Source organism: Pseudoclavibacter terrae, from assembly GCF_008831075.1.
GTDB classification, from domain to species: Bacteria; Actinomycetota; Actinomycetes; order Actinomycetales; family Microbacteriaceae; genus Pseudoclavibacter; species Pseudoclavibacter terrae.
Genome location: NZ_WBJX01000007.1, coordinates 91,590 through 114,206, shown reverse-complemented (window position 1 = coordinate 114,206; position 22,617 = coordinate 91,590). Strand labels below are relative to the sequence as shown.

The 22,617-nt window shown below is 66.4% G+C and carries 17 protein-coding genes; 4 read left to right on the top strand and 13 right to left on the bottom strand.

Going from position 1 to position 22,617, the window contains the following annotated elements; translation table 11 throughout:
- Window positions 1-28: 28 nt before the first annotated feature.
- Window positions 29-733 carry a GntR family transcriptional regulator gene (locus tag F8O03_RS17190; RefSeq protein WP_167516625.1) on the bottom strand — a complete coding sequence of 235 codons (705 nt, stop codon included), beginning with the start codon at window positions 731-733 and terminating at the stop codon, window positions 29-31.
- A 4-nt stretch (window positions 734-737) separates the two neighbouring features.
- Window positions 738-1,835 carry a phosphotransferase gene (locus tag F8O03_RS17185; protein WP_167516624.1) on the bottom strand — a complete coding sequence of 366 codons (1,098 nt, stop codon included), beginning with the start codon at window positions 1,833-1,835 and terminating at the stop codon, window positions 738-740.
- A gap of 164 nt (window positions 1,836-1,999) precedes the next feature.
- On the opposite strand from F8O03_RS17185, the gene F8O03_RS17180 reads away from it, so the two are divergent.
- From F8O03_RS17180 to F8O03_RS17170, 3 genes are read left to right on the top strand one after another with little or no spacing between them, the layout of a single operon-like run.
- A complete protein-coding gene (locus F8O03_RS17180; RefSeq protein WP_151424962.1) occupies window positions 2,000-3,316 on the top strand; it encodes an MFS transporter in 1,317 nt (438 codons plus the stop codon).
- Window positions 3,313-4,932, top strand: a complete 1,620-nt coding sequence (locus tag F8O03_RS17175; protein WP_151424961.1) for an amidohydrolase — start codon at window positions 3,313-3,315, stop codon at window positions 4,930-4,932. The genes F8O03_RS17180 and F8O03_RS17175 overlap by 4 nt, the downstream gene beginning before the upstream one ends.
- Window positions 4,919-6,289: an aspartate aminotransferase family protein gene (locus F8O03_RS17170; RefSeq protein WP_244296353.1), complete on the top strand. Its 1,371-nt coding sequence runs from the start codon at window positions 4,919-4,921 to the stop codon at window positions 6,287-6,289. Before F8O03_RS17175 ends, F8O03_RS17170 begins: the two co-directional genes overlap by 14 nt.
- A 140-nt stretch (window positions 6,290-6,429) precedes the next feature.
- Here F8O03_RS17170 and F8O03_RS17165 read toward each other — a convergent pair whose 3' ends face one another.
- The 3 genes from F8O03_RS17165 to F8O03_RS17155 form a co-directional block, all read right to left on the bottom strand.
- Window positions 6,430-9,699, bottom strand: a complete 3,270-nt coding sequence (locus F8O03_RS17165) for a glycosyl hydrolase (protein WP_167516623.1) — start codon at window positions 9,697-9,699, stop codon at window positions 6,430-6,432.
- Between the two features lie 74 nt (window positions 9,700-9,773).
- Window positions 9,774-10,403, bottom strand: coding sequence for a TetR/AcrR family transcriptional regulator (locus F8O03_RS17160; RefSeq protein ID WP_151424959.1), 630 nt, complete (start codon window positions 10,401-10,403; stop codon window positions 9,774-9,776).
- Window positions 10,404-10,494: 91 nt separating this feature from the next.
- Entirely contained in the window at window positions 10,495-13,974 is a 3,480-nt protein-coding gene (locus F8O03_RS17155) for a glycosyl hydrolase (protein ID WP_151424958.1), read from the bottom strand.
- A 163-nt stretch (window positions 13,975-14,137) separates the two neighbouring features.
- On the opposite strand from F8O03_RS17155, the gene F8O03_RS17150 reads away from it, so the two are divergent.
- Window positions 14,138-14,761 (top strand): TetR/AcrR family transcriptional regulator, encoded by a 624-nt coding sequence (locus F8O03_RS17150; protein WP_151424957.1) that lies wholly within the window; start codon window positions 14,138-14,140, stop codon window positions 14,759-14,761.
- Window positions 14,762-14,773: 12 nt separating this feature from the next.
- On the opposite strand, the gene F8O03_RS18470 is transcribed toward F8O03_RS17150, so the two are convergent.
- The 8 genes from F8O03_RS18470 to F8O03_RS17110 form a co-directional block, all read right to left on the bottom strand.
- Window positions 14,774-15,994 carry an MFS transporter gene (locus F8O03_RS18470; RefSeq protein ID WP_244296352.1) on the bottom strand — a complete coding sequence of 407 codons (1,221 nt, stop codon included), beginning with the start codon at window positions 15,992-15,994 and terminating at the stop codon, window positions 14,774-14,776.
- A 4-nt stretch (window positions 15,995-15,998) separates the two neighbouring features.
- Window positions 15,999-16,892 carry a dihydrodipicolinate synthase family protein gene (locus tag F8O03_RS17140; protein WP_151425013.1) on the bottom strand — a complete coding sequence of 298 codons (894 nt, stop codon included), beginning with the start codon at window positions 16,890-16,892 and terminating at the stop codon, window positions 15,999-16,001.
- 2 nt (window positions 16,893-16,894) lie between these two features.
- Window positions 16,895-17,515 (bottom strand): helix-turn-helix domain-containing protein, encoded by a 621-nt coding sequence (locus F8O03_RS17135; protein WP_151424956.1) that lies wholly within the window; start codon window positions 17,513-17,515, stop codon window positions 16,895-16,897.
- A gap of 177 nt (window positions 17,516-17,692) precedes the next feature.
- A complete protein-coding gene (locus F8O03_RS17130) occupies window positions 17,693-18,286 on the bottom strand; it encodes a recombinase family protein (protein WP_151424955.1) in 594 nt (197 codons plus the stop codon).
- Window positions 18,287-18,300: 14 nt separating this feature from the next.
- On the bottom strand, window positions 18,301-18,960 hold the full coding sequence (locus tag F8O03_RS17125) for a Fic/DOC family protein (protein WP_151424954.1): 660 nt from the start codon (window positions 18,958-18,960) through the stop codon (window positions 18,301-18,303).
- The gene (locus F8O03_RS17120; RefSeq protein WP_151424953.1) at window positions 18,960-19,199 is read right to left on the bottom strand and encodes an antitoxin VbhA family protein; all 240 of its coding nucleotides are present in this window, start codon (window positions 19,197-19,199) and stop codon (window positions 18,960-18,962) included. The genes F8O03_RS17125 and F8O03_RS17120 overlap by 1 nt, the downstream gene beginning before the upstream one ends.
- 916 nt (window positions 19,200-20,115) lie before the next feature.
- Window positions 20,116-20,670, bottom strand: coding sequence for a hypothetical protein (locus F8O03_RS17115; RefSeq protein ID WP_151424952.1), 555 nt, complete (start codon window positions 20,668-20,670; stop codon window positions 20,116-20,118).
- Window positions 20,671-21,677: 1,007 nt separating this feature from the next.
- Window positions 21,678-22,358 (bottom strand): hypothetical protein, encoded by a 681-nt coding sequence (locus F8O03_RS17110; protein ID WP_151424951.1) that lies wholly within the window; start codon window positions 22,356-22,358, stop codon window positions 21,678-21,680.
- Between the last annotated feature and the right edge of the window lie 259 nt (window positions 22,359-22,617).

Below are 22,617 nucleotides of genomic sequence, written 5' to 3'. Positions count from 1 at the left end.
TGACACGCAGTTCGGCCAGGTGCTCCCCTCAGGCCGCGACGAGCCGCAGGAGTCGCCGTTCGTTGAATTCGATGTGCTGCAGAATCGCGAGCTGCGCCTCCACCACGTCCCCGTCCAGCAGGTGGCGGTAGATGGCCGAGTGGTCGGCGACGACATCGATGTCAGCCACGCCAGATCGGGTCTCATCCTCTCGGAGCAGTGCGATCGCGAACCGCATCTCATCGCCGATGTGACGGAAGAACCCATCGATACGAGGGCTGTCGGCGAGCCCGACGACGGCACCGTGGAACGCGAGGTCAGCGCGAATGATCTCGAAGGAGTCGTTCGATTCGCCGCTGGCCACGAGGGTCTCGTACGCACGTGCCAGGTGGGTGCGTGCGGCGGTGGACGCCGTTGGTGCCGCTCGGGCGCCCTGCACCTCGAGGATGCGTCGGACGCGGTACAGATCCAGAACGTCCGCCTGGCGCATCCGGCGAACTCGCGCGCCTCGGTTGTGCTCGTGGAGGACCAGGCCTCGGCGTTCCAGGAGGAGGAGCGCCTCCCGGACCGAGCGCCTCGAGACCCCCAGTCGGGTGGCAAGCGCAATCTCACGCAGGGGCGCATCCGGCGCGTGCTTGCCTTGGTAGATCTCGTCCCCGAGCAGCGTGGCAATCGACTCTGCGGTGCCTTCGCTGCTCCTCGCTGCTTCCTTGTTCGCTGGGCTCGCGTCGGTCGGGATCGTTGCCTCGGTCATTGCATCATTCTGCGCGACCAGCGGCCGCCCGGTGAAGTCCATCGGCAGCCGCCTCGGTTTGAGCCGCCGCCAGGAGGCGCACGACCGGCCAAGTGCGCGCCATCCTCGCAGCGCCGTACGTCGCGTTGTGCCCTTCGGCCCGCACGGTCCACACCACGGCGTTCAGGCAGAGACGCACGGCTGCTCCCGCGAAGATCGCCGATACCTCCTCGTCGGACCACGCGCGCACCTCCGATGCGCCGTCGACCACGTCTCTCAATGCGGCAAGCGGGTCCACGTCTGCGCCCAGCGTGGCGTAGGCGGCTGCGATGCTCACCTCGGACAGCAGTGGCGCCAGCCGGGCGTCATCGAAATCCACGACACCAGTGAGGTGGCCCGTTTCAGGGTCGACGAGAAGGTTGAAGTCGTTGAAGTCGTGGTGCGTGAGGCCGTGTGGTGCGGCGAGCACGACTTCTCGCAGCGCTTCGAATCGGGTGATCAGCCCTTCGACGCAGGAGCGATCGGTCTCGGAGATCCCCGTGCGCCCTGCATCAGTACCCAGGGCACCTCGGATCGTCTCCGACATGGTTTCGAAGGCCCACTCGTGCTGGATGTCCTCCTGTGGTGCCGGGTGGGTGGACAGCGCCTCGACCATCTCGGCTGCTGCCCGACCGATCTCGCGACGGGTCGAAGCTGCGTTGAGTCGTGTCGGGTGGTATTCCGCGAGTGGGACCCCAGGCATCCACTCGGAGACCACAACGAGCAGCGTGGCACCATCGTGCTCGACGATCGCGACATCACCGCCGGCGAGGCAGGGCTCCGGCAGTGCGGCGGGGAGTCCCGCAGCGGCCGAGGTGCGGGCCAGGGAGCTTCGCCACTCAAGTCGTGTGCGGAGCTGCTCTGCGTGATCTGCGTCGCGTGCACCCACTGCCTTGAACATCCGCCTGGACCCGTCGGCGAGATCGAGGCGTGCGTTGCTGGCCCACTCGCCTCCGAGTGTGCTCGCGCTCTGCACGTCGAGCCCGTGAGTGCTCGCTGCGATCGGACCCACCTGCTCAAGCTCGAGGTGCGGAGGAACAGGGGCGGACCGATCGCCGACGGTGGCGAAGTCAGAAGTCTTCATGGTTGAAGTATTGATCATCAATAGAGTCGACACAAGGTGGGACGACTCGAAATACCGTTGAAACACGAGGAGAGAACACTGTTATTGCGCGCAGTCGGCTGTTGACACCCCGTCGAAGCTCTGCGATGCTTCCATTATTGGTGATCAATGAAGGGTGTTCCCACATGACGACGACGTCAATCACCGTGACGACGACAGATGCTCGCCGCATCGCCGTCGCTGCGTTCGCAGGTACCGCGCTCGAGTGGTACGACTACTTCCTGTTCGGCACGGCCGCGGCCATCGTGTTCAACCGTCTCTACTTCACAACCCTCGATCCGGTCGCGGCGCTCCTCGCGGCATTCGCCACGTTCGGCGTCGGCTTCGTCGCCCGTCCGATCGGGGCGGTGCTCTTCGGTGCCATCGGGGACCGGATCGGGCGCAAGCCCGCCCTCATCCTCACCGTGGTCCTGATCGGCGTCGCGACGGGGCTCATCGGCTTCCTGCCCGACTACGCCGCCATCGGCGTGCTCGCTCCGATCGCTCTTGCCGTACTTCGCCTCTTGCAGGGGCTCGCGGTCGGCGGGGAATGGGGCGGAGCCGTGACCATGGCCGTTGAGCACGCGCCGATCGAGCAGCGTGGCCGTTTCGCCGCGCTGCCGCAGCTCGGCTCCCCGGTCGGCACTCTGCTCTCCTCCGGAGCGATCGCTCTTGTGCTCCTCATGCCGCCGGAATCGTTTGACGCCTGGGGATGGCGCCTGCCGTTCCTCGCCGCGTTCCCCCTGCTGCTCATCGCGCTCTGGATGCGCAACCGCATGGAGGAGTCACCGGTGTTCCTCGAACTGGCGAAGCAGGCCGACTCGATGCCCAAGGTCCCTGCGCTCGTCGTGTTCCGACGTTCGCCCGGCCGTCTCCTCGCCGGCATCGGTGCGAGCCTCCTCGGCGTGGCAGGCTTCTACATCATGACGACCTTCGTCGTCGGCTACGGGACGACGACGCTCGGCCTGCCTCGAGAGTGGCTGGTCAACGCGACGCTCATTGCCGCGGTCGTCCAGATCGGTGCCCTGCTCATCTGCGGTCGATTGACCGAGCGCTTCGGGGCCGGTCGCATGAGCGTCATCGGCGGAATCGTCACGGCTGTCGTCGCGTTCCCTGTCTTCTGGCTCATCGACACCGGGGAGTTCCTCCTGATCGCACTCGCCATCACGATCGGCACCGCCTCGATCGACATCGTCTACGCGGCGGCCGGGACCCTGCTCAGCGAGCTCTTCCCACCGGAGCAGCGGTACTCCGGCGTCTCGCTCAGCTTCAACATCGCCGGTGCGATCGGCGGATTCCTGCCTCTCATCGCCACCGCTCTCCTCGGGGCCACCGGCGGTGGCTCGTGGATCGCGGCACTCCTCCTCGTCTTCGTCGCGGCGCTGACCGCACTGGGCGGGTACTTCGGAGGGCGTCTCCGAATCATCGACAACGTCGTGTCGGCGGATCGAGCGGGCGCGTGAAGATCGATCTCATCGTCGAGGCGGCCGACGTCATCACGATGGACGAGCGGCGGCCGCATGCGCGCCGCCTAGGCATCCACCATGGTCGAGTCGTGGGGCTCGATGAGGATCTCGTTGGCGTAGATGCGGTCCGTCGCGTGGACGTTGGGGATGCGGTGGTGATCCCCGGGATCATCGACGCGCACTGCCACACGACCTGGTTCGGGCGCACCCAGATCGATCTCGACCTGTCCGGAATTCGCGACGTGGATGAAGCGCTCACACTGCTCACTGCCCACGCGAAGACGCTGCCCGTCGGGGAGTGGGTGCAGGCTGCCGGCTACAACCAGCATCTGGTCGGCGGCCGATACCCGTCGCTGGCAGCTCTGGATGCCGCCACCGCAGGGCACCCTGCCGTGATCAAGCAGTCCTCCGGGCACGCCGTGATCGCCAACACCGAGGCGCTCCGTCGAGCCGGTGCTGTGGACGCGTCTGACCCGGATGGTGGCCGCATCGAGCGGGATGCCAGCGGCCGGCTGACCGGCCGTCTGGAGGAAACTGCGCAGGCCCTTGTCCTCGATCTCCTCAAGCCGATGTCCCATGCCGACATCGTTCGTTCGCTCGAGATCGCAACCAGCATCTACGCGTCCGAGGGCATCACCTCCTTCACGGAAGCTGGGATCGGAGCAGGATGGATCGGCAACAGCACAGCCGAGCTCGGCGCCTACCAGATCGCGCGAGACAGTGGAGCTTTGCGGGCAAGGGCGCAGGTCATGCCAACGCTTGACTCCTTCGAACTCGCGCACGGGGATCCGGCAACGCCGGGATCGATCGGTCTGTCCCTTGGCGCTCGAACAGGTCTTGGGGACGACCGGCTCTGTATCGGTCCGCTGAAGCTCTTCGTCGATGGCTCCCTGACGGGACGTACCGCAGCGATGTCCTCGCCGTACTGCGGCGAGCCGGACAACACAGGCTTCCTGCAAGGCGAGGCCGAGGACATCACCCGCAAGATCCTGGCAGCAGCGGCGAGCGGATGGTCGATCGCCGCGCACGCCATCGGCGACGCCGCGATAGACCTGGCCATGGACGCGATCGAAGCATCCATCGCGGCGAACGGGACGCCGTCGACGCCTCACCGGATCGAACACGCGAGCTACCTGCGAGACGATCAGCTTCCCAGGCTCGCACGACTCGGGATCGCCGTCACCCCTCAGGCGATGTTCGTGCACAGGTTCGGCGACGAGTTCGTGACCTCGATGGGGAAGGAGCGCGTCCCCGGTATCTATCGAGCGCGAAGCCTGCTCGATGCGGGTGTGCTCGTGGCGGGGAGCTCAGACCGCCCGTGCATCGATGGCAATCCGTTCCTCGCGATGCGCACTCTCATCGAGCGGCGAACCGCGTCCGGGCAGGAGTTCGCCCCGCAGGAACGGCTGACCGCCCAGCAGGCGCTCGCTTCGTACACGCGAGATGCCGCCAGGGCCACGGGCAGTCTTGACACGGGCTCCCTCGCGCCAGGTCGACTCGCGGATCTCGCTGTCCTCGACCGCTCACCACTCACCTCGACCCCGGATGAACTCAGCGAGACGCAGGTTCTGACCACGCTGGTGGGCGGGGAGCCGACCCATGGCAATCTCTAGAGAGGAACACGACATCGTGCAGCAAGCCACCGGTGCAGGCGTCCACATGGCAAACGGATTCGACCCCGCGAAGGGCGCGCGGCTCGAACCGAAGATCGCCGAACTCGTCGCGCGTCGAGACCGAGCCCTCGGGCCGTCCTACCGCCTCTTCTACGACGAGCCGGTCGCGCTTGCGTCAGCCAGCGGCCTCGAACTCGTCGGTATCGACGGGCGCACCTACCTCGATGCCTACAACAACGTTCCGGTCATCGGCCACAGCCACCCGGCCGTTACTGCCGCCGTGAGCACACAGCTGCAGACGTTGAACACGCACACCAGGTACATCACCGAGTCCATCCTCGATTACTCAGAGCGGCTGCTCGGGCACTTCCCCGCGCCTCTCGAGCGCGTCACCTACACCTGCACGGGCAGTGAAGCCATCGATCTCGCGGTCCGCATCGCTCGCCATCGCACCGGACGACGCGGGCTCATCATCTCGGAGCACGCGTATCACGGCACGACAGTGACCGCAGCGGGCATGTCACCCTCACTCGGTCCGAACAACCCACTGGGCACAGATGTCGTCACCATCCCATCTGTCGACACCGCCGCAACACCGGCGGATCAGGTTGGTGCCAAGCTCGCGGCCGATGTGAGGGCCGCCGCCGCGCAGCTCGAGGAGTCCGGGGCAGGGGTCGCCGCGGTCGTGCTCGATTCGATTCTGTCGAGTGACGGCGTGCAGACCCATCCACTCGGCTTCCTTCAGCCCGCCGAAGCCGTGGTCCGAGAACTCGGAGCGCTCTGGATCGCCGACGAGGTGCAGCCCGGCTTCGGACGCACGGGCACGTGGTGGGGGTTCGAGCGTCACGGGATCGTCCCCGACCTCGTCGTCCTGGGCAAGCCGATGGGCAACGGCATGCCCATCGCGGCCGTCGTGGGAACCCTGGATGCCCAGGCGTCATTCGGCGCCGAAGTCAGGTACTTCAACACCTTCGCCGGCAACCCCGTCTCGATTGCCGCAGCCACTGCGGTGCTCGACGTGATCGAGGGCGACGAGCTCGTCAGCCACGCGGCCGCGATGGGAACGCGGCTCCTGGACGGCTTGCAGGAGCTCGTCCAGAGCCACGAATCCGCACAGCACGCACGTGGTGCGGGGCTCTTCGCCGCGCTTGATCTCGGCACACCCACCTCTCCGGATCCCGAGTTGGCTGCCCGCGTGGTCAATGGCATGCGCCAGTCGGGGGTGCTCATCAGCGCCTCGGGCCCAGCCGCTGCGTCGCTGAAGATTCGACCCCCACTTCCGATCTCGTCGGCACAGTGCGACCAGATCGTCGAGACGCTCGACGCCGTCCTGATGGAGGTCGAGCGCGCACGTTGAGCAGCTCGTGAAGCCGCCGCGCCAGGTTGCCGGCCTGCCCCCGCGGTGCAGGAGTTAGTTCACGGGTGCAGAACGCCCGGGTGGATGTACTGGTCAGCACCAGCACGTCCACCCGGGCGATCCCATGGAAACCGACGCGGCTACTCGCTGGTCACGCGTCCGCGGCGCTTCTTGATGAGGAACGCCGCTCCGGTGCCCGCGAGGACAGCCCCGAGGGGCGCGAGGAAGCCGGCGAGGCTGCCGTCGACGCCGGTCGTGGCGAGGTCGCCGTCCTGACCGCCAGCGTCAGAGACGCCGTTGCCGCTGCCGCTGCCCCCGCCGTTGCCGGGGCTGGACGTCGGCGCGGTCGTCCCCGTGCCGTCGGTCGACGTCGGCTGAGGCGTCGGCTGCGACGTGCTCGTCGGTTCCGGTGTCCCGTCAACGGGAACCTGCTGCGTCGAAACCAGCTGCACCGGGCCGGTGAGGCCCACCGCGTGCGTCTTCACCTGGCCGGGGTTTGGGAACGGCGCAGGAACACCGCCGGCCGCCGAGACAGCGTTGCGGAGCGTCGTCGCCAGTTCGATCTCGATGACGTTCTCGCCTGGTCGAAGCGCTTCGGTGATGTCGTGCGTCGTGTCGCGGCCCACGTGACGCGAGACCTCGATGCCGTTGACGCTGAGGACGCTCGTGCCGAGCGCCCCGTCGATGTCCAACTCGACTCCGGCACCCGAAGTGAACCAGCTCTCCGGCAGGTCGAAGGTCGACGTGTAGGTTCCGGTCCCTGACTTGTCTTCGAGTCCTGAAATCTCTCGCCAGTCCTTCAGCTCAGTGAGACCGTCGACCTGAATCGTCGCACCGCCGTCGGCCGCGGCGCTCGTGACCTGGAGGTCCCAGGTATTCAGTTCGAGAGGAGCTCGATCCGCGCCGAGCTCCGCCGAGACGGACGCCGTCGAGCCGTCCGCGCGGGTCAGCTCTGCGGCGTCGGTCGCGGTGGCCGTCCAGACGGGGGATCCTCCGTCGTCGAACGTGACGGGGAGCGGCTCGGCGTTCGTGATCGCTCCGGACCATGGCTCCTGAGTCGAGTCGATCTCGATGACCGTCGTGCCGAGCGGCTCCAGCGACAGCGGAACGACCGTGCTGGTGCCAGTGGTCGTGAACTGAGCCACCGGGTTGCGCTCGCCCTCCCACAGGTCGATCTCGCTGACCGCTCCGCGCGCGTTGATCTCTGGTGCCAAGTCCACCGTCTCCGAGGAGGTGTTGTACAGGTAGACGTACGTGGTGTCACCGCTCTGGCGGTACTGGGTCAGCACGGGTGCGTCGTTCCAAGAGACGCGAGCGGATACGCCCAGGTCTTCGAGGGCTGGCTGCACGTCGGCCTGCGTCGGCACCGTGCGGGTGTTCGCCGAGGCGAGGATCGTTGACATTGCCGCTTCGACCTTCGCGTTGCCTGCCTCGCCGCTCGCGAAGCTCGAGTCGACCTTCGGCGCATCACCGACGACGACGATCGCGAGACCGTTTGAGGATGCGTCGGCGAGCGCTTCGGCGGCCGCGCCGTCGATGCTCCGCTCGTCGATGACGAGCGCCTGGTACGCGGGGCCGTCAGCGAACAGCGTTCCGTCGCGAACAGCGCCCGCGTCGACGAGTCCCTTGGGGTCGAGGTACTGCACGGAGTACCCGTGGTTCTCGAGGCCTCGCGTCTCGAACAGCTGGTCCGGCGCCGTCGCATCCTCGCTCGGGTCGAAAACGCCTCGGGCTGAGGTCGTCAGGAAGTCCGTGGAGTAGATCGCGACGTCCGTCTTCGGGGTCCCCGTTTCAAGGACAAGCGTGCCGCGCGCCCAGTAGTCGGTGAGCTCGCTCCAAGCTGCCCACTGCGGGTACGTCTCGTCGTTCCAGCTCTCGCCGGTCAAGCCCCAGAATCGGTCTTGGGTTGGCCATGGCGCGTCGTCGGCCTGGCTGGCGTAGCCGTGGACGTACGGCTGCGTCAGGCCGGCGGCCCATTCCTTGTCCATGAGCTGCTGGTAGTCGTTGAGCGTGATCTCGAAGGCGCCCTGGAACTGTGCGCCAAGCTCCGATGACACTCGGTTCGCCCCGCCCTGGTGGGCTCCGGCGACGAGGGTGCGCTGCCAGTCGAGCGCGAATCGCCACGTCGCTTCGTCGGAACGGACGGGGAACCTGTCTCCCGAGTTGAGGGACTCGCCCTCGATGCCTGCGCCCATGAGCGCCAGCTCGCGTGCGCTGCGGATGACGTCGAGGTTCTGGCCGTAGGCGGGCTGCGTCTTGAAGTCGACGCCGTAGCCCTCTGCCCATTCCTGGTACGGCTTCAGGTGGCCGTCGACGTAGAGGTCCGTGAGGGTCGTGTAGTAGTCGGTCCGGACTCGCTCGCCGGTCTCATCAACCGCGGCGAAGTCGGGAGTCGGCTCCTCGTTTGGCACCCAGTAGTGCGACATGCCGTGCGCGAAGAAGAACGGAAGGTACGCCGTGGGGTCGTATCCGCGGGCATCCTCGAACGACTCGAGGAAATCAGGGGTCCAGAACAGGGAATCGGCGTGCAGCTCGAGCGAATCCTCGAAGAGGTCTCCTCCGACCTTCCCGAGCTGCGCTCCGTTGTCACCGATCTGGTGTTCATCGAGGTACTCGGTCGCGGCCTTGGCGGCGTCCGGGTCGAAGGCGTTCGTGACGTTCTGCTCGGCGTCGCGTTGCCAGTAGGCGAAGAGGATCCAATCTCCCTCGGCGGGGGCAGTCCATGAGACGCCGCCGTCGACGACGCTCGAAGTGAGGTCGAGCACGGATTCGGGGTCGAGCACTGTGGATTTCTCGGGCGGGGCTGCTTCGCCGGACACCTCTGGGCCCGCTTCGAGCACCCGCGCCGCGGTGACCGCGACGAGCTCAGCGGGTCGCTCGCCTGTGGCATCGTCCAGCGGCCCGGGGAGCGTGCCCGAGAACGCACTGCCTGCAGGCACGTCGACGCGGCCGTACTGAAGCTCCTTCTGCACGTACGGCGTTCCGATTCCGGTGTTCGGCGTCTGCACTGGCCAGGCGGCGCCCATCGTCATGCTCACCTCGATGCCGAGGGTCTCGGCCTCGTCGAGGACGACACCGAGTACCTGGCGCTGCACGTCGCTGGCCCAGAACGTTGCGGAGAAGGCGATCTCGACGGAGCTGAATCCTGCTTCGGCGATGGCACGGACCTCGCGGAGGGCCTCCGTCTCGGAGATCGGGGTCTGCCACCACCAGCGCATACCGGGCCTGGAGTCGGAACCGGGATCTGCGAGCTCTTCGACGGAGAGGGCTCCGGATTGGGTGACCGCGCTCGCGGGTGAGGCGAGCGGCACCGTCACGAGTCCGGTCGCGCCGACCGCCAGCACGGCTCCGGCGGCACAGGCTCTGACCCATCGGGGCAGACTAGTTGGTGTGGAACGTTTCAATGACACGCAGTTCTCCCTTGAACTCGGCATCGCCTCGGTGAAGCGACCGAATCAAGTAGTAACTGATTATTTATAAGTAATCAAGAAGTTTGAGCATCAGAGGCTTCCGCGGCGTCGGCCGCCCCGGAGGCGTCAAGGCCGAGAGCATGCACTGCGTGCTCGAGTTCGGTCCGCATGTCGACATCCGCATCGATGAGCCAACGGGTGAGGAGCCCATCGCTGAGTGTCAGCAGGAGTGTCGCGGCGCGTCGTGCGTCGAAGTCCTGAGGGAGCCGGGCATGCGCGGCACGCGCCTGGGCGCTGAGCGTGAAGTAGTGCACCATCAGACGCTGGCGCTCGAAGAAGTAGTCGTGTGCGGGATGCTGCTCGTCTGATGCGGAGCTCGCGTAGTGGGTGAAGAGCGCGGCCAGGTGGCGGCTCTTGGCGCTATTGCTGGCGGCGCTGAGGAGGGCAGCGATCGCATCGGGCTCGACGAGCTCAACCGCGTGCGCGTCGCGGTATCTGAGCAGTTCGACGAACAGCTCATCGCGACTGGGGAAGTGGTGGTGGATCGCAGGCTGGCTGATGCCGACCTCGTCCGCGATCATCTGCAGCGAGACGCGCGGGTGACCGTGCTCGCGCACGAGGCGCTCCGCGCTTGCGAGAATCTCCTCCCGCCGCCGGATGCCGGCCCGATTCGGCTTCCTGCTGGCCGGATGTTCTGTTGCCACCCCGCCATGCTAAGCGGCCTCGCACGACCGCGGCCCCGCGCAGCCACGGTGAGGTGGATGCGCGGGGCCGCGGTTGTGATGTGCGCGAGAGCTACTCGCTGGTCACGCGTCCGCGGCGCTTCTTGATGAGGAACGCTGCTCCGGTGCCTGCGAGGACAGCCCCGAGGAGCGCGAGGAAGCCGGCGAGGCTGCCGTCGACGCCGGTCGTGGCGAGGTCGCCGTCCTGGCCGCCAGCGTCAGAACCGCCGCCCCCGCCGCTGCCGGGGCTGGACGTCGGCGCGGTCGTGCCGCTGCCATCAGTCGAGGTCGGCTGCGGCGTCGGCTCGGTCGTGCCGGTCGGCTCCGGCTCGGCGATGCTCTCGACTGCGCTGTTCAGCGTGACGGGGCCGACGAGGCCGGCCGGGATGAGACCGGATCCGCCGTGCACGCTGTTGTACGCCTGGTACTTCACGTTCGCGGTGGGGTCGCTGTTGTAGAGCTCCTTGAGGCCTTCGCGGCGGTTGCTCTGCACGGGCTGCACGTCGACCTCGATGACGTTGGAGCCGTTCACGAGCGCCGGCGCGATGTCGACCTCGTAGGGCGCGGCGTACAGCTGCGTCACGAACTCGTGCTCGGTGCCGGGGTTCACGCGCACCGTCGCGGCGTTGTGCACGGTGCCGAGGTTCAGCACCGCCCCGCCCTCGAGCAGGTCGGCTGCATCCGGAATCTCCACTGAAGTGCGGTAGGTGCCCGAGTCGGTGACGTACCGAAGCTCGTTGCCGAGGAAGCCGTCGGCGCTCCAGTCGCCGAGCACCTCGCCCGTGTACTCGGACGTGCTCGCCTCGCCCGGCGCGTTCGAGCCGATGTTGTCGGCCGTCACCTCGAGCGAGAACGCCCCGAGCTCGTGGGCGACGCCGCGGTCGGTGGTGTCGATCGACGACGGACTTCCGTCGGAGACGGCGGCGTCGGCGATACCGGTGCCGGCTGGCTCGCAGAGCAGGGCGACCGCTCCGCTCGCGTCGAGCGTCGCCGAGACGACGTTGCCGTCGACCTGCGCGTCGAAGATCTCGCCCGTCTCCGGGTCGAGCCACCAGCACGCGTCGAGGCCGTCGCCGACGGTGAGGTTCACACCCGTGGCCGCTTCCGTGGAGGTGTTGCGCACGTAGGCGAGCTCGCCTCCGGTCGGGAGCGCGCGGCGCCCGAAGCGGACGTCCGTGTTCTCCTCGTAGGAGATGGGCGCGTCAACCGAGGCCGCGAGGGCCGCGGGGACGGCAGCCGCATCGACGGCGCCGCCCATGGCCGCGGCGATCTCGCCGACCTGTGCGTCCAGGGCTGCGTAGTCGCCGCCGGCGTAACCGGGCTGCGCGGCGGGAGCGGTGCCCACGAAGACGATCGGAGCGCCCGCGTCCTTGAGCTTCTGCAGCGCCTGCATCGTCTCGAGCGGCACGGTGCCGCTCTCGACGAGCATGGCGTCGAAGGATGCGTTGCCGCCGTTCGCGACGAGGTGCGAGCCGTCCCAGCTGAGGCCGGTCTGGATCGTGTCGTCGTTGATCGCATCCCACGCCCAGCCGTTCGCCTGGGCCGTGGTGACGGATGCGAGCGGCGTGGAGCCGCCGCCGAATCCGCCACCACTGGCGAGAGCGCCGAAGAGCGGCATGTAGATGGCGACGTCGCTGCTGTTGGTGCCGGACTGCATCAGGTAGTTCGCACGCGAGGCGTAGGAGTTCATCGACGCGTAGTAGTCGGCGATGCCCGCGGTGTCGGCCATCTCGACGCCGATCGTGGGCCAGGCGCGCCAGCCCTCCTCGGCGTAGAGGTTGTCGTCGGAGGTGAAGGCGGGGTCGTCGTTGCCGCTGTAGGTGGCGCTGAGGCCGTGGTAGAAGAAGTTGTTCACGCCGCTCGTGGCCATGAGGTCGTAGCCCTGCTTCATGAACTCGGGCGTGATCTGGAACGGCACCGAACCCAGCGTGAAGACCTCGGAGGTGACGAGGTTCTTGCCGTAGAGGTGCGCTCCGGATGCGACGCGCTTCAGCGAGTACTCGTCGAGCCCCTCGGTCTCGGGGATGTCGACGTACTGCGACGACTTGAGGGTGTCGATGGGCGGGTTGTACGCCTGCTGGCGGTAGTCGATGCCGTACTCGCCGAGCGTCGTCGAGAAGGCCTCGAGGCCCTGCAGGAACGAGTCGTTGAGGAGCACGCCGTAGTCGTGCACGATGCGCTGCGATTCCTCCTCGCTGAGGTTCGTGGCGAGGAGCGGGACTCCGCTGCCGCCGCCGAAGCGGCTGACCTCGGGGGTCTGCATCCCGAGGGCCGCGTACTCGGGCTTGACCGTCGGGGTGCCGTCGATGAGGAACGAGTCCTGGTAGAGCGAGTAGAGGGAGGGGAGGTACGGGGTGATGTCGTAGCCGAGCAGCTCCTGCGACTCCGCCGCGGCCTGAATGAGGTCGTTGTAGTGGCGGTCGGTGTAGAACTCGTAGCTGTCGTTGAAGGCGGCGCGGATGTCGCGCGACTCGACGATGTCGTTCAGCGCCGCTTCGCCGAGCCAGCCGTCGACGAGCTTCGTGATGGCGACCGGGTTGAGGTGGTCGACGACGTAGTTGCGCTTGTCGGTCGTCGTGTTCTCGATGATCGAGTTGAAGCCGTAGGCGCCCGTCGCGGCGCTGTAGAGCGCGACGACCTCGTAGTCGCCGGCTTCGAGCTTCGAGGTGTCGACGCCGAAGGTCGTCTGCCCGTCGCTCGGGTAGGAGAGCTGGGCCGCGTCGAGATCGAGGACTGGCTGCTGCTCGTAGGTCTTGACGGCGCTGAGATCTGAGGTGAGTGTCTGGTTGGCCGTGGTCAGGTCGGCTCCCTGGCCGGTGATCGGGGCGAGCATGACCGAGTTGAGGTGGACGTTCGCCGGGTCCCACTCGCCGAAGTCGAAGCCGAACTTCTCGGACGCGAAGAGCGGGCTGACCTCCGGCTTCGGGATGCCGAGTGAGACAGGTCCCGTCCCCGAGGGGACCGACACGTCGCCGGACACGAGGGTGAGGGTGCCCGCGGCGTCCACGCGAACGGTCGCGCGGCCGAGCGCCATCGTGTTCTGGCTGTCCTCGAGGCCGATGGAGTCGTCGCTCGCCAGGTATCCGCTGCCGATGTTGAGGTCGACCGTGATGCCGAGCTCGTTGGCGCGGGCGACGACCGCGTCGAGCTTCGCGAAGTACTCGGGCGACTCGTAGCCGAGGATCGCCTCGGTGTCGTGACCCGGGGCGGCGTCGTAGATCGAACCGCCGTTGCCTCCGTTGCCGGCGATGCCCTCCTCGGTGAGGAATCCCTTGGAGAAGGCGACGATCTCGACCGCGCCGAAGCCGTTCTCGTGCAGGTAGTCGACCTGGGCGAGCAGGTCCTCCTGGCTGGCCGCGTTGCCCGGCCACCACCAGCGCACACCGGGCCGGAAGTCGACGCCCGGCTCGGCGAACTCGGTGGGGTCGATGGCACTGGTCGTCGTGGAGTGCTCATCTCCGATGGCGGGGCCCGCGACCGCGAGCGTGCAGGCCACGGAGAAGGCCGCCCCGAGCGCAAGCGCCCGTCGACCTCTTCTTCGTTGATCGTTCATCTTTGGACCTCTCTGGCATCTTTGCCAATGACGGGGTGTGAACTGTCGCGCGGGCGCACACCGTGGGGGAGAGCTGCGGTGTGCGGCGCGAACCGCTTCGATTGAATCGATTCACGGGTGAACCTAACACGTGTTAGGGAACGCGGCAAGAGACAATGAGGACATGCCTCCAGGCCTCAGCGACAGCTCCGTCCCGCGGTACTCGCGACGGGACGTCACCCCGCATCCGCGACGCGACGAGATCCTGGATGCGGCGACGCGTGTGTTCACGGTCAAGGGCTTCAACGCGGCATCGATCCGCGAGATCGCCGTCGAGGCGGGCATGTCCCACACCGGTGTGCTCCACCACTTCCCGGACAAGGCCGTGCTGCTCGAGACGCTCCTCGAGCGCCGCGGTCAGCGCGCCGCCGCGGAGGTCGGCCTCGACTTCTCCACCGGGCTCTCCTACCTGCGGGGGCTACTTGCGCTCGCCACTCGCGACGTCGCCAAGCCAGAGGGACTTCTGATGTTCAGCATCGTGTCGGCCGAAGCGCTAGCTCCCACGCATCCAGCACACGCCTCGATAGCGCGCTGGTACGAGTTCCTGCGTTCGACGGCGTTCGACGCGCTCACGGACCTGCAGGAGAGAGGGCTGTACGCTCGCGCCGACGTGCCGCTGGAGCTCGCGGCCGTCCAGATCGCCGGCCTCAGGGCGGGGCTGACGCAGCAGTGGCTCCTGGCGTCCGACGTGGATGCGGTAGGAGCGTTCCGCGTGCAGCTGCAGTCGTACGTGACCGAACGACTCTGAGCTCGGACTCGCTCAGCCGGCGTCGTGACCGGCGCGCAGGCGGCGACGTGACTCCCGGACTCGTTCCAGCACCGCGACGGCGCTGGCGACGAAGATGGCCACGATGACGCCGAGCAGCGGCAGCGCCGCGGCAACCCCGATGATGGCTCCCGTGGCGGCCGTCCCAGCCGATCCGGCGGTGATCTTGAGCGCACCGACCCAGACGAACACCTGGCCGCGGGCCTCCGGTGGCGAGTACTCGCTCCGGGCTGCGAGCGTCGCCGCGAAGAAGCAGGCGTTCGCGACGCCGACCGCGGCGTACGCGGCCACCGAGAACCAGAAGCTGGGCGATAGCATCACGGCGAGCAGACCGAGTGCGGTCGCTGCGGCGAGCTTTGGCAGGAGGGCATCCGCCTCCCCTCGCAGGGGGCGGATCGTCACGCCGGCGGAACCCAGAAGGTTGCCGACTCCGTACGCGGCGGTGAGGACTGCGGCTGCGGAGGCCGCGGTGTCGAGGGTGGCCGTGCTGGCGACCGCGACGATCGGCAGGGTCGCGACGGAGAATGCGACGATCACGGTCAGCGAGAGCGTGCGGCGGAGTCGGCCGGACCGAAGCATGAGGCGGAGGGTCCGGAATGGCCGGGGGACATCTGCTCCTGCACCGGCTGCGGGCGCAGGTGGGAGGAATCGCACGAGCACTGCCGCGACGAACGTGCCCGCGGCGAGCACGAGCGCGGCCGCGGTCGGCGTCGACCAGGCTGCGATGGCCGCCACGACGCTGGGCCCGAGCGTGCCACCAAGACCGTAGGTGGCCACATCCCATCCTTGGGCGCGTCGCTGGCTCACCCGATCCACCCCCGCGATCGCGGGGAGGCGGCTGCTGATGCCACCGGTGAGAAAGGGGCCGAAGAGGCCGGAGAGCGCCAGGAGCCCCGCGGGGACGATGGCCCAGGTCAGCGGATACAGGAGCACGGCGGCTGCGAGCGTTGCGCCGTGGACGACGCAGGCGATGGCGATGACGTTTCGGCCATCGCGCGCCGTATCCAGGCGGCGGGCGATGAGCGGGCCGAGCAGGTGCGGGGCCGTCAGGCTCGCGCCGAGGACGCCTGCAAGCCAGCCCGGGGCGCCGCTCGCGGTGACGATGAGCACGATGGCGACGACGCCCCCGCCGTCGGCGCTGCGGGCGAGCGTGGCGGCGGTGACGTAGCGGGTCAGCCCCCATCTCGGACGCGCGGCGGAGGTGTCGTCGGTCATCGCGTCAGTTCTGGAGGCCGAGGTCTGTGACGAGTTTCGCTACGTCTAGGCGCTCTTCGGTGCTGAGACCGAGGATCGGGCGGGGCAGACTGCTCCTGGTGACGAGCCCGAGATGCTCGGCGATCGCGGCCGTGACGCGCAGGCTGCCGTGCTTCGCGAAGGCATCCCAGAGTGGCTGGTGGCGGTTGGATGCTGCGCGCGCGGCGTCGACGTCGCCGGCCAAGGCGGGCCGCGCGATGGCTGTCGCGAGCTGCGGGAGGGTGCCGCCAATCACCGAGTACCAGACGTCGCAACCAGCGCTGAGGCCGGTCTGCGCAGCGCTATCCCCTGAGATGCCGATGGTGACCTGCGCTGGGACGCGGGCTCGGATCGCGTCGACGCGTGCGGCAGCGCTGGCAGGGTCGGCCGGGATCGCGGGGATCTTGATCGATGCCACGTTCGGGAGTTCCGCGATGCGCCCGTACAGCTCGTCCGAGAACGTGAAATGGGTGGTGCCCGGGTTGTCGTAGACGACCAGCGGAACGGAGAGGTCAGCCGTGACGTCCTCGTACAGGCCGAAGACGTCGTCCTCGGTGTGCTTCTGATAGGTCAGCGGGGCGAGCAGCACGCCAGCGGCACCCGCATCCTGCGCGTCCTCGGCGAGGGCTCGCACCTGAGACGTGCGCAGCGCCCCGATGCCGACGATGACCGGCACCGGTCCCGCTGCGGCGATCGCCGCCTCGGTGACCTGCCGACGCTCACTCCGATCCAGGTAGGCGTAGGAGCCCGTCGACCCGAGAGCCGTGACCGAGTCGACCTTCGCCTCGACGAGTCGGGCGACGAGTCCCTCGAACGCGGCGAGGTCGATGACGTCGTCGCGAAGCGGTGTCAGGGGAAATGCGCTGAGTCCGGTGAACATGGTCACGTCCTGTCGTTGGTGGTGAGCGGGGCGCCTCCCGTGTTCGAGCCGACGCCCGGTTCGAACACGGTGAGGGTGAATGTGGCGGGCGTCCGGCCCGAGTTGGCGTAGCTGTGCGGAGCATCGCCGACGAACGTGATCGCGTCACCCGGTCCGAGGGTTGCCCGCTCGGAGCCCGTCGTGAAGGTGACCTCCCCGGCATGGACCTGCGCCAGCTCGCGGGTGCCGATGGCGTGCGCTTCGCTCTCGTGGCGCTCGCCGACCTCCATGGTCCACTCCCAGAGCTCGACCACGTTCGGCGCCTTCGTCGTGGAGAGCAGGACCCCGCTGCCGCCCCGCCGGCCTCTCCAGAGCGCCGCGCCTTCCCCGGCGGGTGTGACCTTCAACGCGACCGCCGCATCTGGTTGCTCGACGAGCGCGGCGAGCTCGACTCCGAGTGTGTCGCTGAGGCGGAGCAGCGTGCCGATGCTCGGATTCGCCGACCCCTGCTCGATGTTGACCAGAGTCCTCCGGCTCACGCTGGCCAGCTCGGCAAGCTGTTCGAGCGTCCATCCCCTGACCTGGCGTTCCTGGCGCGCGCGCACGCCGATGGCGCTCGCGAGGTGCGCGGTGCTCTCATCCATGAGTGCAGAATACTGCACGAAAAGTGCATCCTCATTGTCAGTGCTGGAGTCGAGGGAGGCTGCGCGCCGGTCGCAGCCGCCGAATATGAGGCGGCAAAGCGCTGGGCGGCGCGGTCGAACGGTCGGTCGGATGCTCCGTCGACGAGCTGCGAGAAGTGGGCTGTGACACCAGACGATCTACGTTTGCGACGCGCGCGACGCCGTCTCTCTGTCGACGCGCCCGAGCGCCCGCGATACCGATGACGAGCCCACGCTGAGCAGGCGCGCGATCTCGGCGATGCTGTGACCTTCCCTGCGCATCCGTACCGCCTCAGTCGTGCGCTCAGGCGTCATCACAGACGGGCGGCCGCCGACGCGGCCCTGGGCTCGCGCATGCGCGAGCCCGCGCTGTGTGTTCTCCCGAATCGTGTCCACACGAAGCTGCGCGAACACGGCGACGATGCCGAACAACGCGTGCCCCATCGGCGTGGTCGTGTCAATGTCGGGCTCAGTGAGGCTCTTGATGTTGATGCCGCGATCGTGCAGCTCACTGATGGCTTGAACGGCCATCGTCTCGCTGCCCGCGATGCGGTCGAGGCGGCGCACCATGAGGGTGTCACCCTCCTGCAAGTAGTCGAGGCAGGCGAGCCACTGCGGCCGCTCCGCGACGCGGCTCGATTCGCCGTGATCCACGAACACTCTCGCAGCTCCCGCTGCTCGCAACTCGGCCTCCTGGGCGGCCGGGTCCTGATCGTGCCTAGACACTCGCGCGTAGCCAACGATGTTGCTCATGCTGCCTCTTCCTCTCAGCCTCGGTCGACGTCGTAGCTCTGCCCGGGCCGCTTCACGGCCATCGCTCGGAACACCGGCACGAGCGACGCGGGCTGCGGCGCGTAGCTGCCGCGATCGGGACCAGAGAGCATCGACGCCTGGTTCCACAGCTCGGGACTCACGCCCGACACGGCGGGGCTGTAGTCGATGCGGAACGGGCTCAGCTCGGAGACGTGCTGCATGAACAACTTGCCCGACCGGCCATTGCCCTCGCGGAACGGGTGCGCCTGGTTGACGTAGGCATAGACCTCGGCAGCCGCCGCGGCGAACTGGTCGCGATCCATCGTCGGCCAGTCGGCCCCGCGAATGATCCGGTTGGCATCACTGAGGTACTGCGGGACGTCGGCCGGGTGGGCGAACTCGCTGAGGTTCCTCCGGATGCCGACCGTGCGGTACTCTCCCGCCCACTCGTAGACGTTCCCGAAGAGCTGCTTGTGGATCGCGCGCAGGTGCTCGGCGTCGTATGTCTTCGGGATCGGCGTCATGCCCAGCTCGATCTTCGCTTGCTGCTTGCCCGTCTCGGCATACTCGCGCTGCGCCAAGACGGCCCCGTCGCGCTCTCCGTAGAGGTTGCGCAGCACGGGGCCGCCCGGCTCCCAGAAGTACGAGTCCCAGGAGGAGAACTGCGACGCCATCAGCTCGCGGTGGCGTGCGCGCGATGGCGCTCGGCGGCTCCTGCTGCGCGCCGGTCGTACTCGGCCTCGTCGATCGCGCCGCGCACGAAATCAGTCAGGTTCTCGACGTCCTCGCGGTTCGGCACCCAACCCTCGTGCCAGCTCGACGCGAACGTATTCACGACGGCCGTTCGCGTGGCGTCATCGAGGGCAGCGAACAGCTCTGGCCAGCGGGCCTCGATGTTGAACTCAGCGGCCATGATGGCCCCCCTCTCGTCGATGTCATTCAAGTCTACCGGCCCACCCGAAAACGGTCTAGATATAGTTTCGGGCAGTCTGAGTTTCGGTGCAGAGTTCTGGGCAATCCGAACGCGGCGTGTCGACGTCGAGGGCGACCAGTTCGACCTCTCGCCCACAAACGATCGTTTCCGGTCGGAGTGCGGCGCTGCTGGCGTAGGCCGTCCGTAAACGTGGACCAGTTCAAAAAGTTCTTTTGGGCCAAATGGTTTCGGGCGTGAGTTGCGGGCGGCCCAGCTGAACTCGTCGCGGTCGGCCAGTTTGGTGATGCACGCATGACGACCCCACTCCCGCAGTGCTGTTCGCCGACGGAAGCCTAAGGGACGTTGACTTCAACATGGCGGACCGTTTGCTCTTGTCCCAAATCGAGCCCACCCGTCGTCTGGTGCACTTCGGCATCTTCACTTCTTCCTTACGCGAAGGAGTGTCGAGAGAACCTGTCGAGCAGCTACTCCCCGTGGGCCTCTATCGAAAATTCCGACCATCACCGCACTGGTGATCGAGACTGAATACAGCAAGGTGGGGATGGCGGCGATCACTGTTGGGTCGAGCATGGAAGCTCCATCTGGTGCCAGAGCCAGGAGTAGCACCGATGGTTGAGCAATCGGGCGTTGGGGGGGATCGATGGAACTCATGTGCTGCTGATGCTCCGCTGCTCCTGGGTGCAGGGTCAGAAGAAGATGGTTTCTTCCACCGATCTCGCTTCCAGCGCGCCTGGCGCTCCCAGCGGAAAGATGAGCTGGGTCCTGCCCACGCTCATGGGGTCGTGCCTCAGCCTGGAGAGGCCGGTCCCGCGGCACCTGGCCGCGGGGGATGGCAGCACCCTAGATGAAAAGCCTGAGGAGAGCGATACTCAAGACCCTTCCGCCCCAACTGCTGTCAAAGCTCAATCGGTCTCACGCCGGGGTGTTCAGTCGGAGGTCGCTCCCACCCGTGCTTGGCAGAGATGGCCTTGATCTGCTCTTCGGCCGCGGCCTGGAGCTGCGATGCGGCCGCAGGCACGAACCCGACCTTCCGGAATCGTCGCAAGTTCTGGCCCAGGACTTGAGCCCATAGTTGGTAGGGGGCGAGGGCGGCTAGTCGCTCGTCGCTCGAGTCGCCCGGCTGAGCTGACTTCATCACTTGCCGAGCGAGGACCGTGCCCAGGGCGCGCTCCGACTCCAGCCAAGTATCAAGCCCTTCCCAGTCATCCAGTTCGTCGACGAGGGCGATCGTCGCGATACGGAAGTCCGCGAGCCGATCACCAACCGGCTCAGTCGTTGGATTGAAACCTATGAACCGCTGGACAGCCTGCTGTACGGCGGACCAGATGGCGGTGGCAGCAGCTTTGCGCGACTCAGCCAGCGCCTCCTTGGATCGCTTGTTCGCCAACGCAGTACCCACAATTGCGATGACAAACGACAGGCCGGAAATGATGAGGGCTGCGATCTCCATGGCTGAATGGTGTCACGCTATTTGATCAGCACCTAGAAGCAAGCGTGGCGCAGTCCTGACGTGGTGGTGTTCTTACAGCTGAGAAGGCACTTCCCGGAAACGATCGTCTGCGGCGTGATAGAGCCCGGCGCCCCGGAATAGCTGCCGCAAACGTTCTCCGGAACCCTGTTGTGGCGGGAGTCTCGGCGCACATGATCGTGTTCGACAGCGAACCGTTTCATCTCACACCGCTCGCTCGACCAGAGTGGACAACACGGAGGAGAGAAGAAAATGGACGAGCAAACTCAGACACCGACAGGAGCAGCGTTCGTCAGGCAAGCGATGGAGGCGAAGCGCGCCGCACCCGAAGAGGGACGCAGCAGCGATCGTTAGCGCACCGCGCGCTCGCCTGTCATTTATCTACAGTGCCCGGTTGAGAGTGCTGTGCGCAAACGGTCGATCCGCGAGACAGAGGGCAGCAGCAACCGCTGGCTGGTGGTTCGACAGGATGCAGCAACGGAGCACTGCCGAGAAGGAAGTGCCCCGTTCCTGACATCCGGTAACGAAGGCGCTAGTGCTGATCTGCCTCGCGAATGTGCTGGTGCTGGTACTCGGGGAGGACCACAGCCCGTGTCCACAGTTCCCTTATGAGGGCATCGCACAAGATGTCCCCGCGCCGCACCCAATCGCTCATGCTTTCTTCGCTGGTCCAGCCGAGACCTGGACCCACCTGTTGTGACCATTCGTGCTGCCAAGCGCGCAAGCTTTCTACGAGACTATCGCTGATCCCCAGAGTGTCAGGGTTAGCTAGATCTTTATCGCCTGACGCCCACAAGGGCCAGTCAGTCGCGTGTTCTGGGTAGACCCGAATGCATACTAAAGCTCCATCTCGCTGGTGTTGCGCGCGCAGAATGGTCTCCGCTGGAGTCGAGTATGAAGGAACCAGAAGTTCAACCTGGGTATCAGGATCCACGACCACAGAATGCTTTTCAATGTTCATTTCGGTTTCCGAAGCTTGCTTATTCTGATTAGTTCGCGTTGCAGTAGGTGCGGGGGTCGGGGTATGAAGTGATGATTCGCGCGTTATTCTCTGACCAAGAGACGGTTACCCGGAATTGGTAAACCGGCTCAAATTGAGCGTTGACAAATCCCATTATGCCGTTCGTGCAGTATTTCTGGCTGACTGCACTGTACTTAAGGCCTTCGCCTGGGTCAGAGACGAATGAAGCAGTCGCCATGTTCATGAGATCGTCCCAGGATTCTACTGCCTGCATGTCTGGGTTCCACCCAGCGGCCAGGCCGGCATCAATCTTCTGCTGCCACTGCGTCTCCTTGCCAGCGCGGATGTGCTTGTATCCGTAGACGTCATTCCCGCACTGGAGCGTGATTGGATATCCAACCCCGTCCTTGGGGAATTCGTATGTGCTAAATACCTCAGAACTTTCGTTCAGCGAGAAGCATCGGAACCACTGATCGAAGCTTATGAGCTGTGGGCTCATTTCGCCTTCCGGTGCGGGTGCGTTGTGCAGGTCAAGGGGAGCAGCGTCGACCGCCTCCCATTGGCCATCAACGAGCCGCGCGAGCTGAGTTCCGTTTGTGGTCTCAGGGACGGTAGGGGTGCTCTCCTCAGCACTTACTGACGGGGCTAGGCTGAATGCCAAGACGCCGATGAGCGAGAAACTCGCGAAGAGATTGATTTTTTTGCGCAACTTGTTGCCTATCCGTGAGAATAATCTGTCTGGGTCGGTCGTAATCTGTGTGGACTACCGATTCGAACACTGTTCGGAATAGTCCAGTCCACTCGACAACCCTATGTGCTGGACTCGATGCGAAAGTCGCACGACTATGCGGAATCATTCATCTTGAGACAATTTGTTATCTGGTCGACTCAGGTAACGATCAGTGCGCGGGTCGCATGAACCGTCAACGTCGTGACGGGTGTTGGCTAGGTGGGTTTCATCAGGTAGG

Bases quoted from the DNA above. Each gene is read 5' to 3' on its own strand.
- F8O03_RS17135 (WP_151424956.1), bottom strand. From the start codon at position 17,515: ATGGATGAGAGCACCGCGCACCTCGCGAGCGCCATCGGCGTGCGCGCG.
- F8O03_RS17140 (WP_151425013.1), bottom strand. From the start codon at position 16,892: ATGTTCACCGGACTCAGCGCATTTCCCCTGACACCGCTTCGCGACGAC.
- F8O03_RS17180 (WP_151424962.1), top strand. From the start codon at position 2,000: ATGACGACGACGTCAATCACCGTGACGACGACAGATGCTCGCCGCATC.
- F8O03_RS17150 (WP_151424957.1), top strand. From the start codon at position 14,138: ATGCCTCCAGGCCTCAGCGACAGCTCCGTCCCGCGGTACTCGCGACGG.
- F8O03_RS17190 (WP_167516625.1), bottom strand. From the start codon at position 733: ATGACCGAGGCAACGATCCCGACCGACGCGAGCCCAGCGAACAAGGAA.
- F8O03_RS17185 (WP_167516624.1), bottom strand. From the start codon at position 1,835: ATGAAGACTTCTGACTTCGCCACCGTCGGCGATCGGTCCGCCCCTGTT.
- F8O03_RS17155 (WP_151424958.1), bottom strand. From the start codon at position 13,974: ATGAACGATCAACGAAGAAGAGGTCGACGGGCGCTTGCGCTCGGGGCG.
- F8O03_RS17130 (WP_151424955.1), bottom strand. From the start codon at position 18,286: ATGAGCAACATCGTTGGCTACGCGCGAGTGTCTAGGCACGATCAGGAC.
- F8O03_RS17120 (WP_151424953.1), bottom strand. From the start codon at position 19,199: ATGGCCGCTGAGTTCAACATCGAGGCCCGCTGGCCAGAGCTGTTCGCT.
- F8O03_RS17125 (WP_151424954.1), bottom strand. From the start codon at position 18,960: ATGGCGTCGCAGTTCTCCTCCTGGGACTCGTACTTCTGGGAGCCGGGC.
- F8O03_RS17170 (WP_244296353.1), top strand. From the start codon at position 4,919: ATGGCAATCTCTAGAGAGGAACACGACATCGTGCAGCAAGCCACCGGT.
- F8O03_RS17115 (WP_151424952.1), bottom strand. From the start codon at position 20,670: ATGGAGATCGCAGCCCTCATCATTTCCGGCCTGTCGTTTGTCATCGCA.
- F8O03_RS18470 (WP_244296352.1), bottom strand. From the start codon at position 15,994: ATGACCGACGACACCTCCGCCGCGCGTCCGAGATGGGGGCTGACCCGC.